Below are 15,498 nucleotides of genomic sequence, written 5' to 3'. Positions count from 1 at the left end.
CAAGCGCTGTCCGATTTGTCCTTCGTGTCCCTCTACACTCGACACACCGCCACACCTACCGGGAGTCACAATGGACGATTCAGACATTTCGATGAGCAATCTCTTTTTGCAGCTGGGCCTCGACGCGGATGACAGCGCGATTGCCGAGTTCATCAAGACGCACCAACTGCCCAATGGCGTGGACATTTTTGCCGCGCCCTTCTGGAGCGACAGCCAGCGCCAGTTCCTGCACGAACAACTCAAGGCCGACGCGCCCTGGGCGCTGATCGTGGACCAGTTGAATGAGTCGCTCAAGCAGGACGCGATCAAGCAGGAAACGGGCGTCTGAGACGGCAAGGCCGTACGGATGATGGGGCCGCCTGAACGACGGGGTCTGGGCGCCGCAGGGGCTTGACCGCTCAGGAGCCTAACCACTCAGTGGCCGCCAGGTTGAACAGCCTTCCATGACGCCATGCGGTTCAACGAAACGGGGCGGGTGACCGGTTGCAGTGTCTGCGCCGGCCACCCGCCCCGTGGTTCATCCACCCAGCCTGATCGGCTGGAACGACGTCCCTATCCGTTCAACCCTTCCGCCGACAGCGCAGCCTGTACGGCCGGGCGCTGCGCCACGCGTTCGCGGAACGCCACAATGGCCGGCCACTTGTTCAGGTCCACGCCCGTCTTGGCGGCCCAGCCCGTGGTCACGAACAGGTAGGCGTCCGCCAGCGAATACCCGCTGGCCAACAGGAAGTCCCGCTTGCCCAGTTCACTGTTTACATAGTCAAGCCGCAGGCCCAGGAACCCCTTGAAGGTTTCCTTGACCTCGTCAGGCACCGTAGGCTTGAACAAGGGCGAAAACCCCTTGTGAATTTCCGTCGCCACGAAGTTCAGCCAGGTCAGGAATTCATAGCGCTCGGCGCTACCTGCGGCCGGCGCCAGCTTCTTGTCAGCAGCCTCATCGGCAAGGTACTGCATGACCACGGCCACCTCGGTCATGACCTGACCCGGCTTGACTTCCAGCGCCGGCACATACCCCTTGGGATTGATCTCGCGAAAATTCGCCCCGTACTCAGTCTTCTTTTCCTTCAAATCCACCTTCTCAAAGGCGAAACTGATGCCCGCTTCTCGCAGGGCAATATGCGGTGCCAGCGAGCAAGCGCCCGGGCTGTAGTAAAGCTTCATGGTCGTCTCTTTTATTGAGGTGAGGTGATGATACGCGCCCATCCGGGACATAGGCGACCTGCCGCCAACGCGCCGCCCATCCAGGACACCGCGGATCTGGCTCCGCCAGTCCGCTGGTGTCGCCCCTGGGGAGGCGCGCAGCGCCTAGGGGGGCTAGCCACAGCATTCCGCATATACAGTTCCTTCTCAGGTTTGAGCGTAATCGGCACCGCTTTGACCTTCCAGATGTTCTTTGCATACTCGGCAATACTGCGATCCGACGAAAATTTGCCGGACCGCGCGCTATTCAGAATCGACATCCGCGCCCACGTATCGCTGTCCCGATAGGTGTCGCTCACCACGTCCTGGCAATCGATGTACGACTGGTAGTCCGCCAGCAGCAGATAAGGATCGTGGTCCAGCAGATTGTCGACGATGGGCTTGAACACCTCGGTGTCGCCGCGCGAAAAGAAGCCGGTCTGGATAAGGTCGATCACCGCGCGCAATTCGGCGTTCACTTCATAGATGTCGCGGGGGCGATAGCCGCTGGCCTTGATGTCGTGGACTTCGCTGGCCGTATGCCCGAACAGGAAGAAGTTCTCGGCCTTGACCTGGTCGCGGATCTCGATGTTGGCGCCGTCCATCGTGCCGATCGTCAGCGCTCCGTTCATCGCGAACTTCATGTTGCCGGTGCCCGACGCTTCTTTGCCGGCCAGGGAAATCTGCTCCGACAGATCCGCGCCCGGATATACGCATTGCCCATAGGTCACATTGAAGTTCGGCAGGAACACCACCTTGAGCAGATCATGCACGTCGCGGTCGTTGTTCACCACGTCGCCCACGGCGTTGATCAGCTTGATCATCAGCTTGGCCATGGTGTAGCCAGGCGCCGCCTTGCCGCCAAAGATGAACGTGCGCGGTAGCGTGTAGGCCGACCGGCCGGACTTCAGGCGGTGGTACAGCGTGATGATGTGCAGCACGGCCAGGTGCTGGCGCTTGTATTCGTGGATCCGTTTGACCAGCACGTCGAACATCGAATCGGGGCTGACCGTCACGCCGGTGCGGCGCTGGATCAGTGCCGCCAGGTCCACCTTGTTGGCCCGCTTGATCGCACGCCAGTTGTCCCGAAAAGCGCTGTCTTCCGCATGCGGTTCCAGCTTCGCCAACTGCGGCAGGTCGGTAATCCAGCCTTCGCCGATCGCATCGCTCACCAGCTTGGTCATGCGGGGATTGCTCAGCACCATCCAGCGGCGCGGTGTCACGCCGTTGGTTACGTTGGTGAACTTCTCGGGCCACATTTCATAGAAGTCTTTCAGCACGTCCTGCTTCAGCAATTCCGAATGCAGTTCGGCCACGCCGTTGATGGTGTGGCTACCGACGCAGGCCAGGTGGGCCATCCGCACGTACCGTTCGCCGCTTTCGTCAATCAACGACAGGCGCGCCAGACGCGAATCGTCGCCCAGGAATCGAATGCGCACGTCGTTCAGGAAGCGCGCGTTGATTTCGTAGATGATTTCGAGATGGCGCGGCAGAATGCGCTTGAACAGGTCCAGCGGCCAGCGCTCGAGTGCCTCGGGCAGCAAAGTGTGATTGGTGTATGAGAAGGTGCGGGTGGTGATGCCCCACGCCTGGTCCCAGGGCATCATGTTGTCGTCGACCAGCAGGCGCATCAGTTCGGCCACCGCGATCGCCGGGTGCGTGTCGTTCAGCTGGATCGCGAATTTCTGGTCGAAGGTGTCCGGCTCCATGCCGCGCGCCTTGTGGATGCGCAACATGTCCTGCAGCGAGCACGACACAAAAAGTATTGCTGCTCCAGGCGCAGTTCCTTGCCCTGGACGGTTTCGTCGTTGGGGTAGAGCGCCTTGGTCAGGTTTTCGGACGTCACCTTCTTGTCGACCGCGCCCAGGTAGTCGCCGCGGTTGAACTGCGAAAAGTCGAAGGCTTCGGTAGCTTCCGCGCGCCACAGGCGCAGCGTGTTCGTGGTGGTGACCTTGTAGCCCACGATGGGCGAATCGAAGGGCACGCCGGCCACCGTTTTTTCGGGCGCCCAGCGCACGTGCAGGCGGCCCAGGTCGTCCTGGTACTGCTCGGTATGGCCGCCCAATTTCACTTCCACGGCCCATTCGGCGCGCTGGATCTCCCACGGGTTGCCGTGGCGCAGCCACTTGTCCGTGTTTTCCACTTGCCAGCCATCCATGATGGTCTGGTAGAAGATGCCGTATTCGTAGCGGATGCCGTAGCCAAAGGCGGGGATCTCCGCCGTCGCGAGCGAGTCGATGAAGCACGCGGCCAGGCGGCCCAGGCCGCCGTTGCCCAGGCCCGGTTCTTCTTCCTGCCGCAGCAATTCGTTCAGGTCCAGACCGATTTCCTGCACCGCCTTCTTTACGGTGTCATAAATGCCAAGGTTGATCAGGTTGTTGCCCATATGCGGTCCCATCAGGAACTCGGCGGACAGGTAGGCAACGGTTTTTGGCGCGGTGGCGGTGTGGTCGGCCACGCTGCTGATCCAGCGCTGCAGCGTGCGGTCGCGCACGGCATGGGCCAGGGCCTGGTAATAGTCACCCAGGCCGGCGATTTCAGGAAACTTGCCCTGGGTGTAGAAAAGATGGTCGTAGAAGGCCCGCTTCAGGCCCTCCGTCGTGACAGACGTGCGGTCGTCCTCGAAAATGACAGGCGGGGGGTTGATACGGCGCTCGAGCAAGGCAGGTTCTCCCAGGAAGGCATGGCGGAGTCGTCCGATAGGCTTAACTACACCACCAAACGGCCCACCCTGTCTGTAACGCTCATCAACAAGGGCCCGTCTTTTGCGCTACGCCAGCACCTCCAGCAATTCCTGCTCGAACTGGATCTGCGTGCGTGCATTGTTCAGCGACGGACCTTCGATCAGAAACGTATCTTCCACCCGTTCACCCAGCGTCATGACCTTGGCGGTCTTGAGATTGACGCCATGCCTCGCAAAGGTCCGGGCCATGGCGTGCAGCAAGCCGCTGCGGTCGGCGGCCGTCACGCCCAGGATCCAGGCCTGCCCGCGGTCGTCGGGCCGCAGTTCGACCTGCGGCGTGATCGGAAACATGCGCGACTGGCGGGACTGCCGCGATCCCGTTCCCGACGACGGGCTGAGCGGGGTGCGTGCGGTGGGGGGCGACGTGGTCTCCAGCAGTTCCTTCAGTTCGTGCTCGACCAGGCTCAATAACGAGCGCTGCTCACTGGGCGAGCCTTCGGCCAGCACGATAAAACTGTCCAGCGCCCAGCCGTGCCGGGTCGTGTGGATGCGTGCATCCTGAATGCTCAGCCGGCGTTCGTCGAAATATCCGACTATGCGTGCGAACAGATCCGGCCGGTCTTTCAGGTAGACGACGATCTGCAGGCCTTCGCCCACGGGCGCAACCCGTGCCCGCACGATAGGCACGGGTGTGCGCACGTGTTTGTACAGATGCCGCGTCTGCCAGGCGATATCGGGCGCTTCATGCCGCAGGAAGTACGCGACGTCCAGTTCCTTCCAGAACGCCGCCTGCGCGCCGTCGCTCAGGCCATACAGCCTCAGTATCCGCACCGCTTCCTGCTTGCGGTTCTCCAGGATGGCGGTCGGGTCCGGGGCGTCGCCGCCCAGCGCCTGGCGCGTCATCAGGTACAGGTCTTCCAGCAGTTTGCCCTTCCAGGCATTCCACACCTTGGGGCTGGTGCCGCGAATGTCGGCCACGGTCAGCAGGTAAAGCGCGGTCAGATGGCGTTTGTCGCCTACGACGGCCGCCATCTGGCGGATCACGTCGGGATCGGACAGATCCTGCTTTTGCGCCACCGACGAAAACGTCAGGTGATGCTGCACCAGGAATTCACACAGCTCGGCATCGGCCTTGTCCATGCCGAAGTCGCGCGCGAACCGCCGCATTTCGGCGGCGCCCAGCACCGAATGGTCGCCGCCCCGGCCCTTGGCAATGTCATGGAACAAGGCAGCCAGGTAAAGCAGCCAGTGGCTGTCGAAGTTGGCGATCAGCTGGCTGCACAATGGGTATTCATGGGCATGCTCGGGCATCGTGAAGCGGCGCAGATTGCGCACCACCATCAGGATGTGCTGATCCACCGTGTAGGCATGGAACAGGTCATGCTGCATCTGCCCGACGATGCGCCGGAATGGCAGCACGAAGCGCGGCAGGATGCTCAGGTCATTCATGCGGCGCAGCTCATGCACGATGCCGCGCGGCTGCTGCAGCAGGGTCAGGAACAGGTGCTTGTTGACCGGGTTGCGGCGAAACTGCGCATCGATCAGGCGGCGCGCGTGCCACAGGGCCCGCAGCGTCCCGGCCGACATGCCTTTCAATTCCGGATGTTGCTGCATCATCAGGAAGGCACGCAGGATCAGCGTCGGGTTGCGTTCGAACGCGTCGTCGCGGTGCGTGGCAAGGCGGTCGTGCACCATGCAGAAATCGTCATCGATGCTCTGCGCTTCTTCACCTGGGCGCGGGAACAGCCGGTCTTCGATGTTCTGCACCAGGATCGTATTAAGCTGCGTCACCAGCTTGGCGGCCCAGTAATATCGCTGCATCAGCACTTCGCTCGCGCGGCGCGGCCCGGTCGTCGGAATGCCATACACCCCGGCAAGCGCGGTTTGCACGTCGAACACCACACGGTCCTCGCGGCGCTTGGTCAGCAGGTGCAATTCGATCCGCAGGCGCTTGAACGCCTGTTCGGCGCGGCGCAGGTGGCGTGCTTCATCCGCCGTCAGCAACCCCGCGCGGGCCACCTCGTTCCAGTTCTTGCCAAAGCCCGCCGCGCGCGCCATCCACAGGATGACCTGCAGATCGCGCAGCCCGCCCGGCGATTCCTTGCAGTTCGGTTCCAGCGCGTACGGGGTGAAGTGGTACTTGGTGTGCCGCTGCTGCATCTCCAGCTGCTTGGCATGGAAGAAGGCCCGTTTGTCGAGCGACCCCCGCGTGGCGGTATCGAACGCGCGCATCAGCGGCCGGCTGCCGGCCAGGAAGCGGGCTTCGAGCAGGGCCGTCTCGACCGTGATGTCCTTGGCCGCCTCGCTGATGCATTCGTCAATCGTGCGGGCACTGTGCCCGGGTTCCAGTCCCAGATCCCACAAGGCCGTGACCAGGGCGCTGACACGCGATTCGTCTTCGTCGGTCGGCGCCTGCTTGAGCAGGATCAGGATGTCCACGTCCGAATACGGGTAGAGCTCGCCGCGTCCATAGCCGCCCACCGCCGCCAGCGCCGCGCCTTCCGGCAACGGATACATGGCGATCAGGGCCACCAGGGTGCGATCGACGATGCGCCGCAATTCGGTCAGCAGCCCGTCGGCCCGCAGGTTGCCGCGGAACGTGGCGATGGCCTGCTCGCGTTCGGCGCGCAGCGTGTTGCGCAGCGCCTGCACGTCGGCCAGGGCAGGGGAGCGGTGATCGGCTAAGGGCATGGGGTCGGCGTCCGTGGGCAAGGGTTGGGGCAGGCGCCCGGTATCAGGCGGCGGCCTGGGTTCCGGGCGCCTGGGTCCCGGCCGAAGGTGCGTCGGCCGGCTGGCTGGCGGCCACCTGGCGGGCCACGAACGCGGGCGGCGCGGGCATGCCGGGCGACACGGTCAGGATTTCATAACCCGTCTCGGTGACCAGCACGGTGTGCTCCCACTGCGCCGACAGACTCCGGTCGCGCGTCACGATCGTCCAGCCGTCCGGCATTTCGCGGATGTCGCGGCGGCCGGCATTGATCATCGGTTCCACCGTAAAGATCATCCCGGCTTCCATTTGCACGCCAGTGCCCGCCTTGCCGTAATGCAAGACCTGCGGATCCTCGTGGAACGAAGCGCCCACGCCGTGTCCACAGAATTCGCGCACGACGCTGTAGCCGAACTTGTCGGCATGGGCCTGGATCGCCGCGCCGATGTCGCCCAGGAACGCGCCCGCGCGAACCTGTTCGATGCCGAGCCACATGCATTCATAGGTGACTTCCGACAGACGGCGCGCCAGGACGGACGGTTCACCTACGTAGAACATACGGCTGGTGTCGCCGTGCCATCCATCCTTGATGACGGTAACGTCGATATTGAGCACATCGCCGGCCTTGAGCACCTTGTCGCCGGGAATGCCGTGACAGATCTGGTGATTGACCGACGTGCAGATCGACTTGGGAAAGGGGGTGTATCCGGGCGGGGCATAATTCAGCGGCGCCGGGATGTCGCCCAGCTCGTTCACGATGAAGTCGTGGCACAGGCGGTCGAGTTCGCCGGTGGTGACGCCAGGCTTGACGAAAGGGGCGATGTAATCGAGAACGAGGGCGCCATCGCGGCAGGCCGCGCGCATTTTCTCGATTTGGTCAGCGTCCTTGATCGGGATATACATGGGTTTTGGTACCAAAATGTAATGAATTGCGGTCCGGGCGTCGCGCCGTGCGCCAACTCATCCATCAGCGACTTGAGCAGGTGGCCCGGAAAATAGTAGAATTATAGGCTTCCTGCGATCTGGCCAAGCCCAGCGCAAGGAAGAGGTGTGTGCAGTACAGAAGTCTGCAATACCCCATAGCTGTAAATCGCGTGCTTCACGAACCAGGGTGTTGTCCGGTACGGGCAGGGCTGACCAGATAAGGCGGCCTTCCCATCCATATCGGGCGATACACGTGCGGCGCAAGACCCAACCCTCGGAGTAAATCATGGCTGTAACAATGCGCGAAATGCTGGAAGCAGGTGTCCACTTCGGTCACCAGACCCGCTTCTGGAACCCCAAGATGGCACCGTACATCTTCGGTCATCGCAACAAGATCCACATCGTCAACCTCGAAAAGACGTTGGCCATGTATAACGACGCCGTCAAGTACGTGCGTCAACTGTCGGCTCGCCGCGGCACCGTGCTGTTCGTCAGCACCAAGCGCGCAGCCCGCGAAATTATCGCCCAGGAAGCCCAGCGCTGCGGCATGCCTTTCGTCGACAGCCGCTGGCTCGGCGGCATGCTGACCAACTTCAAGACGGTCAAGACCTCGATCAAGCGCCTGAAAGACATGGAAGCCATGCAGGCCGACGGCGCGACCGAGCGCATGACCAAGAAAGAAGCCCTGATGTTCGAACGCGAAATGGACAAGCTGAACAAGTCCATCGGCGGTATCAAGGACATGAACGGCCTGCCTGACGCCATCTTCATCATCGACGTGGGCTACCACAAGATCACGATCACCGAAGCCAAGACCCTGAACATCCCGGTCGTCGCGGTGGTCGATACCAACCACTCGCCCGACGGCGTGGCCCACATCATCCCGGGCAACGACGACTCGTCCAAGGCGATCGCCCTGTACGCCCGCGGTATCGCCGATGCGATCATCGAAGGCCGTGAACAGGCTGTGCAAGGCGTCGTCGAAGCCGCCGGCGAAGACAGCGACGACGAATTCGTCGAAGTCGAGCAGGAAGCGTAATCCGGCTGACCTGTACAGCTGACATTCACGGCTTCATTGCCTCGTGAATCCTCGCGATTCCCGGGCAAGTCGTCTGGAAGGGGCGTGAAGCCCCTCTTGTCTGCAAGGGGCCTCGCGCCCCTTCTTTTTAGTCCAACCCATTTATTCCGCGGGTTTACCCTCGGGATGCCGTAAGGAGTCATCATGGCCGCAATCACTGCAGCAATGGTCAAGGAACTGCGCGAGAAAACCGACGCCCCAATGATGGAGTGCAAGAAGGCACTCACCGAGGCTGACGGCGATCTGGCGAAAGCGGAAGAAGTCCTGCGCGTCAAGCTGGGTAGCAAGGCATCGAAAGCCGCTGCCCGCGTGACCGCCGAAGGCCTGATCGGCCTGTGGGTGTCCGAAGACGCCAAGCTGGCCGCCGTGGTCGAAGTCAACAGCGAAACCGACTTCGTGGCAAAGAACGACGACTTCGTCGCGTTCACCAAGGAAGTGGCTGAACTGATCGCCAAGTCCAACCCGGCCGACGTCGAAGCGCTGGGCGCCCTGGCGTTCCGCGACAGCACCGTCGACACGGTCCGTACCGGCCTGATCGGCAAGATCGGCGAAAACATCACCGTGCGCCGCTTTACCCGTATCGCGACCGACAACAAGATCGCGCAATACGTGCACGGTGGCCGCATCGGCGTGCTGGTCGAGTTCTCGGGCGACGAAGCTCTGGGCAAGGACCTGGCCATGCATATCGCCGCGACCAAGCCCAAGGCTCTGGACACCACTGGCGTGTCGGCTGACGACATCCAGCGCGAGCGTTCGGTTGCCGAGGCCAAGGCTGCCGAATCGGGCAAGCCGGCCGAGATCCTCACCAAGATGGTTGAAGGCTCGATCCAGAAGTTCCTGAAAGAGGTTACGCTGTTGTCGCAGCCGTTCGTCAAGGACGACAAGCAGACCGTCGAACAGGTTCTCAAGTCCAAGGGCTCGAGCATCCAGCAATTCGTGCTGTACGTGGTCGGCGAAGGCATTGAAAAGAAAGCCAACGACTTCGCAGCCGAAGTGGCCGCACAGGTCGCAGCCTCGAAGGGCTGATCTTCCAGGCTCGCGGGCTCACCCCCGCAAGCCGGAAAAGTGGTACCACCACGGGACGCGCCCTCACGGCAGCGTCCCGTGACACGAATTCAGTTTGACCGGACACGCATTGGGAGCAGGTATGACGGTAGAGAACAACGCATCGGGCAATTCCAAGCCAGGCGCCTACAAACGAGTGCTGCTCAAGCTTTCCGGCGAGGCGCTGATGGGTGACGACGCGTTCGGTATCAATCGCGCCACCATCAATCGCATGGTCGAAGAAATCGTCGAAGTCTGCGCCATGGGCGTGGAACTCGCGCTGGTGATCGGCGGCGGCAACATCTTCCGCGGCGTGGCTCCCGGCGCCCAGGGTATGGACCGCGCCACGGCGGACTACATGGGCATGATGGCCACCATCATGAACTCGCTGGCCTTGCAAGACGCGCTCAAGCGTCGCGGTGTCGACGCGCGTGTGCAATCCGCGCTCACCATCGAACAGGTCGTCGAACCCTACATCCGTCCGAAAGCCCTGCGTTATCTCGAAGAAGGCAAGGTCGTCATCTTCGCCGCCGGTACCGGCAACCCCTTCTTCACCACCGACACGGCCGCAGCCCTGCGCGGCGCCGAAATCGGTGCCGAAGTCGTCTTGAAAGCCACCAAGGTCGATGGCATCTATTCGGCCGATCCCAAAAAGGATCCGAACGCCACGCGCTACAGCCGCATCACGTTCGACGAAGCCATCACCAAACGCCTGGAAGTCATGGACGCGACGGCCTTTGCGCTGTGCCGCGACCAGAAACTGCCGATCAAGGTATTTTCGATCAACAAACCCGGTGCCCTGAAGCGCGTCCTGTTGGGCGATGACGAAGGCACGTTGGTTCACGTCTGATCGACCGCACCACTATTAGGAGACCCTCATGAGTGCATCCGACGTCAAGAAAAACGCCGACACGAAAATGGGCAAGTCCGTCGAGAACCTGAAGCTCGACCTGGCAAAGATTCGTACGGGCCGCGCCCACGCCGGCATCCTGGACCACGTCCAGGTCGACTACTATGGCTCGCTGGTTCCGCTGAGCCAGGTGGCCAGCGTGTCCCTGTTCGACGCCCGCACGATCAACGTCCAGCCCTGGGAAAAGAAAATGGGCCCGGTCATCGAGAAAGCGATTCGCGACTCCGACCTCGGCCTGAATCCCCAAGGCATGGGCGACACGATCCGCGTCCCGACCCCCGCGCTGACCGAAGAACGCCGCCGCGAACTGTCCAAGGTTGCAAAGGGCGAGGGCGAAGACGCCAAGGTTGCCGTCCGCAACCTGCGCCGCGACGCGAACGAGCAACTGAAGAAGCTCGTCAAGGACAAGACCATCTCCGAAGACGAAGAGCGCCGCGCGCAAGACGAGATCCAGAAGCTGACCGACCGGTATGTCGCGGATATCGACAAGCTGGTGCAGCAGAAAGAAACCGACATCATGACGGTTTGAGGGGTCGATTTCATTTCTAAGGTTCATCGGTCATGGTCCTGAGTTCGACCCTGGGCATCCCCGCGACGGACAATGTGCCGCGGCACGTTGCGATCATCATGGACGGGAACGGACGCTGGGCAACCCGCCGTTTCCTGCCCCGTTTCGCGGGCCACAAGAAGGGCGTGGACGCCGTCAGGACGATCGTTGAAGCCTGCGTCGACCGGGGTATCAAGTACCTGACGCTGTTTGCCTTCAGCTCGGAAAACTGGCGCCGCCCCCGACGAAGTCTCGTTGTTGATGCGCCTCTTCATGCATGCGCTCGAACGCGAAGTCACCAAGCTGCACCGCAACGGCATCCGCCTGCGTGTGGTGGGCGACATCAGCGCCTTCGAACCGCGGCTGCAGGAACTGGTGCGCGACGTCGAAGCGCGCACCGCCCATAACGACGTTCTGACCCTGTCGGTGGCCGCGAACTACGGCGGCCGCTGGGACATCCTGCAGGCGACGCGCCGTCTGCTGGCCGAGCGGCCCGAACTGGCCGCCCAGCCCGACCTGATCGACGAATCCATGCTGTCGTCCTACCTGGCGATGGCCTACGCGCCCGAGCCCGACCTGTTCATCCGGACGGGCGGCGAAAAGCGCATTTCCAACTTCCTGATCTGGCAGCTTGCGTACACCGAGCTGTATTTCACCGACTGCTTCTGGCCGGACTTCGATGCCGCCCAGCTCGATCTGGCCTGCCAGTCCTACCAGGGACGAGAACGGCGATTCGGCCGTACCAGCGCCCAGATCCAACAACCTGAAGCGCAGGCCGCCACGCGGCAGCCCGCCGATCACTGAGGTCGCATGCTCGGACAACGCGTCATCACCGCCGTAGTGCTTTTGATCATTCTTGCGGCGGCGCTGGCCGTGCCCAGTCCGCTGCCGTTCCAGGTCCTGATGGCGCTGTTCGTCTCGGCGGCGCTGTGGGAGTGGTGGCGTCTGACGCTGGGCCGGTCTTGCCAGGCCGACGTCAAGACCGGAATGGGTCCCGAAGTCATTGCCGCTGTCGTGATGGGCGTGGTGCTGATCGGCTGGCAGGCGGCCGCCTCGGTGGCCTGGACCGTGCCCACGACGGGCTGGCTGACGTTGTGGAGCGTGCTGTCGCTGATCTGGCTGCTGGTGATCGTGCCGTCGCTGTTCCGCGCCGACGCCAAGGCGCCCGCGCGCAACCTGATGCTGACCGTGTTCGCACCGTTCGCGCTCGTCGCTGCCTGGGGCGCATTGATGGCGGCCCATGCGCGCGGCGTCACCTTCCTGCTGACGCTGCTGGCCGTGGTCTGGGTGGCCGACATCGCCGCCTACTTCACCGGCAAGGCGCTCGGCAAACGCAAGCTTGCGCCCCACATCAGCCCGGGCAAGACGCTGGAAGGCGCCATGGGCGGCATCGCGGGCGTCATCGTCTTCGTGGTGATCTGCACGTTCTTTCCGGCCAGTTTCGGCGCGGCGCTGGCCGCCCGCTGGACCCTTGCCGGCGCGATCGTGATCGCCTTGCTGCTGGCCTGCCTGTCGATTGCCGGTGACCTGTTCGAATCGCTGCTCAAGCGCAGGGCAGGGTACAAGGACTCGAGCAATCTGCTGCCTGGACACGGCGGCGTCTTTGACCGCATCGACGCCCTGATCCCCGTCCTGCCCCTGGCCCTGCTGCTGTCATGACCGTGCGTTCCGTCACCGTCCTGGGGGCGACCGGCTCGATCGGCGTCAGTACGCTGGACGTCATTGCCCGTCACCCCGAGTCGTATCGCGTGCATGCCTTGACCGCCTATCAGCGGATGGACAAGCTTGCCGAACAGGCCAAGGCGTTCCGGCCTGCCGTGGTCGCGGTGCCCGATGCCGCGGCCCGTGAACGTTTCCTGACGGCGTGGGGCCCGGCCGCTCAGGCCCCCGAGGTGCATGTGGGCGAAGCTGCGCTGGCCGATCTGGCCGCCGATCCCGGCAGCGACACGGTCATGGCCGCGATTGTTGGCGCAGCTGGTCTGCCGGGTGCCCTGGCCGCCGCGCGGGCCGGCAAGCGGGTGCTGCTGGCCAACAAGGAAGCCCTGGTGGTGGCGGGCGGCCTGTTCATGGACGCCGTGCGCGACAACGGCGCCGAACTGTTGCCTATCGATAGCGAACACAACGCGATTTTCCAGTGTCTGCCCCACCACGGCCGGGCCGGTGCGCCCACGGCGCCGGCCAAGTCGGTTCGAAAGCTGATCCTGACGGCGTCGGGCGGCCCGTTCCGCAGCCGGACGCTGCAGGAACTGCGCGATGTGACCCCGGCGCAGGCCTGCGCGCACCCGAACTGGTCCATGGGCCGCAAGATTTCGGTCGACTCGGCCACCATGCTGAACAAAGGGCTGGAAGTGATCGAGGCGCATTGGCTGTTTGCGATGCCGCCCGAGCGGATCAAGGTGCTGGTCCACCCGCAAAGCATGATCCATTCGATGGTGGAATACGAAGACGGCTCGGTGCTGGCCCAGCTGGGCAATCCCGACATGCGTACGCCGATTGCGTATGGCCTGGCCTTCCCGGACCGGATCGACGCGGGCGTCGGTTCGCTGGACCTGGCCCGCATCGGACGGCTGGACTTTGAAGAGCCCGATCTGCCGCGGTTTCCTTGCCTTCGCCTGGCGTTCGAAGCGCTGGCGGCGGGGCAGACGGCCTGTATCGCGCTCAATGCCGCCAACGAGGTCGCTGTCGAAGCCTTTCTGTGCGACAAATTGGCCTATACGGACATTGCCAACCTGATCGAGACGGTGCTTAATGGGCGGGCTGCCGCGGCATCGCACGTCGACCTCACCACGCTCGACGGTCTGCTGGCGTTCGACGCCGACGTTCGCCGCTGGACGCAAGACGAACTTGTCCGGTTGAGCCCTGTCCATGCAAGGGGCTGAACGCCGGCACTGCCGCCACCGGCCGTTCCCGGCGCAGTGATCCTCCCTGACTTGCCGCGGCGTTTTCAGTAGGTACTTTTTCAGGAATTTCCATGCTGCTCACCTTGGCGGCGTTCGCGCTAGCCCTTGGCATTCTTGTCGTGATCCACGAGATGGGTCACTACCTGGTCGCCCGCGCCTGCGGCGTCCGCATCCTGCGTTTCTCGGTCGGTTTCGGCAAGGTGCTGTTCCGTCGCACGGACCGTCGTGGAACCGAGTGGGCGCTGTCGGCCATTCCGCTGGGCGGCTACGTCAAGATGCTGGACGAGCGGGAAGGCGACGTGCCTGCGTCGCAGCGCCACGAAGCCTTCAACGCCAAGCCGGTCAGCAACCGTATCGCCATTGTTGCGGCGGGGCCGGTCTTCAATCTGGTGCTGGCGGCGCTGCTGTACGCGTCGCTGAACATGATCGGCATCAAGGAACCGGCGCCCATCCTGGGTGCGCCACCCGCCAATTCGGCCGCGGCCAAGGCAGGCATCTCGGCCGGCGACCGCATCACGGCCATCGATGGGTCGCCGGTCGCGTCGTGGGGCGACGCCCGCTGGGTGCTGCTCAAACGCCTGACCGACAAGGGACCCGCCGACATCACCGTCAAGACCGCCGCCGGCGCCGAAGCCGTGCGCGTGCTGGACTTCGGACGTGTCGCGCTCGACGACATGGAAGGCGACGTGCTGGGCCGCGAAGGGCTTGCCCTGGCCAGCCCGCGCCCGATCATCCGCGCGGTGGTCGATGGCAGCGCCGCGGCTGAAGCCGGCCTGCTGGCGGGTGACCGCGTGGTGGGCGTGGCCGACAGACGCGATCCGTCGGCCACCGAGTTCATCCAAACCATTCAGCAGTATCCCGGGCGCATCTTGCCGATCGCCATCGTGCGCGACGGCGTGCCCATGACGCTGAACGTCATGCCGCGCGCCGAAACGCCGGCCGGCGCCACCGCGCCCGTCGGCCGCGTGGGCGCGCAGATCGGGGGCGACGTCGAACTGATTACCATGCGCTACGGCCCGATCGACAGCCTGGTCATGGGCGCGCAAAAGACCGCCGAAGTGTCGTGGTTCTCGTTGCGCATGCTGGGCAAGATGCTGACCGGCAACGTGTCCTTACGCAACCTGAGCGGACCGGTTACCATCGCCGACTATGCCGGGCAGACCGCAAGGATAGGACTGGAAGCGTATATTGCGTTCCTTGCCCTGGTCAGCGTAAACCTGGGCGTACTGAATCTGTTGCCCATCCCCATGCTGGACGGCGGGCACCTGCTGTATTATCTCGTCGAGATCGTGAAGGGCAGCCCCCTCCAGAGCGCTGGATGGAAATCGGGCAACGCGCCGGATTGAGCATCCTGATGGTGCTCATGGCGGTCGCCTTGTTCAACGATTTTTCGCGCCTACTGACATAGGATTGAATGAGCGTAGTCCTCAGCACCCTGGGTGCCCAGCGCGGCGTCGGTCTGTTCCGACGTTGCCGCTGCCGTCTTACGCCATGTGCATTTCCTATCTGTTATCCATCAGAAACCC

General features: G+C 63.3%; 10 protein-coding genes and 3 pseudogenes. 9 read left to right on the top strand and 4 right to left on the bottom strand.

Annotation, left to right across the window (positions count from 1 at the left end):
• The first annotated feature begins 70 nt into the window (after positions 1–70).
• Positions 71–328: a DUF2789 domain-containing protein gene (locus ACNANG_RS01255; protein ID WP_420225661.1), complete on the top strand. Its 258-nt coding sequence runs from the start codon at positions 71–73 to the stop codon at positions 326–328.
• Between the two features lie 224 nt (positions 329–552).
• Here ACNANG_RS01255 and gstA read toward each other — a convergent pair whose 3' ends face one another.
• The 4 genes and pseudogenes from gstA to map form a co-directional block, all read right to left on the bottom strand.
• On the bottom strand, positions 553–1,161 hold the full coding sequence (gene gstA, locus ACNANG_RS01250) for a glutathione transferase GstA (RefSeq protein WP_420225660.1): 609 nt from the start codon (positions 1,159–1,161) through the stop codon (positions 553–555).
• A gap of 194 nt (positions 1,162–1,355) precedes the next feature.
• Positions 1,356–3,826: pseudogene (locus ACNANG_RS01245) on the bottom strand (glycogen/starch/alpha-glucan phosphorylase); the annotation flags it as partial.
• Between the two features lie 123 nt (positions 3,827–3,949).
• Positions 3,950–6,553, bottom strand: a complete 2,604-nt coding sequence (locus ACNANG_RS01240) for a [protein-PII] uridylyltransferase (RefSeq protein ID WP_420225659.1) — start codon at positions 6,551–6,553, stop codon at positions 3,950–3,952.
• A 43-nt stretch (positions 6,554–6,596) separates the two neighbouring features.
• Complete coding sequence (gene map / locus ACNANG_RS01235; RefSeq protein ID WP_420225658.1) at positions 6,597–7,472, bottom strand: type I methionyl aminopeptidase; 876 nt, start codon at positions 7,470–7,472, stop codon at positions 6,597–6,599.
• Between the two features lie 307 nt (positions 7,473–7,779).
• Between map and rpsB the strand changes: the two genes are divergently transcribed.
• The 8 genes and pseudogenes from rpsB to rseP all read left to right on the top strand — a co-directional run bounded on the left by rpsB (position 7,780) and on the right by rseP (position 15,380).
• Entirely contained in the window at positions 7,780–8,532 is a 753-nt protein-coding gene (gene rpsB, locus ACNANG_RS01230) for a 30S ribosomal protein S2 (protein WP_420225657.1), read from the top strand.
• Positions 8,533–8,715: 183 nt separating this feature from the next.
• The gene (tsf, locus tag ACNANG_RS01225; RefSeq protein ID WP_420225656.1) at positions 8,716–9,597 is read left to right on the top strand and encodes a translation elongation factor Ts; all 882 of its coding nucleotides are present in this window, start codon (positions 8,716–8,718) and stop codon (positions 9,595–9,597) included.
• Positions 9,598–9,718: 121 nt separating this feature from the next.
• Positions 9,719–10,465, top strand: a complete 747-nt coding sequence (gene pyrH, locus ACNANG_RS01220; RefSeq protein WP_420225655.1) for a UMP kinase — start codon at positions 9,719–9,721, stop codon at positions 10,463–10,465.
• Between the two features lie 28 nt (positions 10,466–10,493).
• On the top strand, positions 10,494–11,054 hold the full coding sequence (frr, locus tag ACNANG_RS01215) for a ribosome recycling factor (protein ID WP_420225654.1): 561 nt from the start codon (positions 10,494–10,496) through the stop codon (positions 11,052–11,054).
• Positions 11,055–11,086: 32 nt separating this feature from the next.
• Positions 11,087–11,876, top strand: a pseudogene (uppS, locus tag ACNANG_RS01210) (polyprenyl diphosphate synthase).
• A 6-nt stretch (positions 11,877–11,882) separates the two neighbouring features.
• On the top strand, positions 11,883–12,731 hold the full coding sequence (locus ACNANG_RS01205) for a phosphatidate cytidylyltransferase (protein ID WP_420225653.1): 849 nt from the start codon (positions 11,883–11,885) through the stop codon (positions 12,729–12,731).
• Complete coding sequence (gene ispC / locus ACNANG_RS01200) at positions 12,728–13,951, top strand: 1-deoxy-D-xylulose-5-phosphate reductoisomerase (RefSeq protein WP_420225652.1); 1,224 nt, start codon at positions 12,728–12,730, stop codon at positions 13,949–13,951. Before ACNANG_RS01205 ends, ispC begins: the two co-directional genes overlap by 4 nt.
• 92 nt (positions 13,952–14,043) lie before the next feature.
• Positions 14,044–15,380, top strand: a pseudogene (gene rseP, locus ACNANG_RS01195) (RIP metalloprotease RseP).
• Positions 15,381–15,498: the final 118 nt, after the last annotated feature.

It is taken from the genome of Pigmentiphaga litoralis, assembly GCF_048632615.1.
Classification (GTDB): domain Bacteria; phylum Pseudomonadota; class Gammaproteobacteria; order Burkholderiales; family Burkholderiaceae_B; genus Pigmentiphaga; species Pigmentiphaga litoralis_B.
Note: the sequence above shows the minus strand (reverse complement) of the source record. Positions and strands in the feature narration are given on the sequence as shown.

Excerpts from the sequence above, each read along its gene's own strand:
- ACNANG_RS01255 (WP_420225661.1), top strand. The coding sequence starts at position 71 with ATGGACGATTCAGACATTTCGATGAGCAATCTCTTTTTGCAGCTGGGC.
- gstA (WP_420225660.1), bottom strand. The coding sequence starts at position 1,161 with ATGAAGCTTTACTACAGCCCGGGCGCTTGCTCGCTGGCACCGCATATT.
- ACNANG_RS01240 (WP_420225659.1), bottom strand. The coding sequence starts at position 6,553 with ATGCCCTTAGCCGATCACCGCTCCCCTGCCCTGGCCGACGTGCAGGCG.
- map (WP_420225658.1), bottom strand. The coding sequence starts at position 7,472 with ATGTATATCCCGATCAAGGACGCTGACCAAATCGAGAAAATGCGCGCG.
- rpsB (WP_420225657.1), top strand. The coding sequence starts at position 7,780 with ATGGCTGTAACAATGCGCGAAATGCTGGAAGCAGGTGTCCACTTCGGT.
- tsf (WP_420225656.1), top strand. The coding sequence starts at position 8,716 with ATGGCCGCAATCACTGCAGCAATGGTCAAGGAACTGCGCGAGAAAACC.
- pyrH (WP_420225655.1), top strand. The coding sequence starts at position 9,719 with ATGACGGTAGAGAACAACGCATCGGGCAATTCCAAGCCAGGCGCCTAC.
- frr (WP_420225654.1), top strand. The coding sequence starts at position 10,494 with ATGAGTGCATCCGACGTCAAGAAAAACGCCGACACGAAAATGGGCAAG.
- ACNANG_RS01205 (WP_420225653.1), top strand. The coding sequence starts at position 11,883 with ATGCTCGGACAACGCGTCATCACCGCCGTAGTGCTTTTGATCATTCTT.
- ispC (WP_420225652.1), top strand. The coding sequence starts at position 12,728 with ATGACCGTGCGTTCCGTCACCGTCCTGGGGGCGACCGGCTCGATCGGC.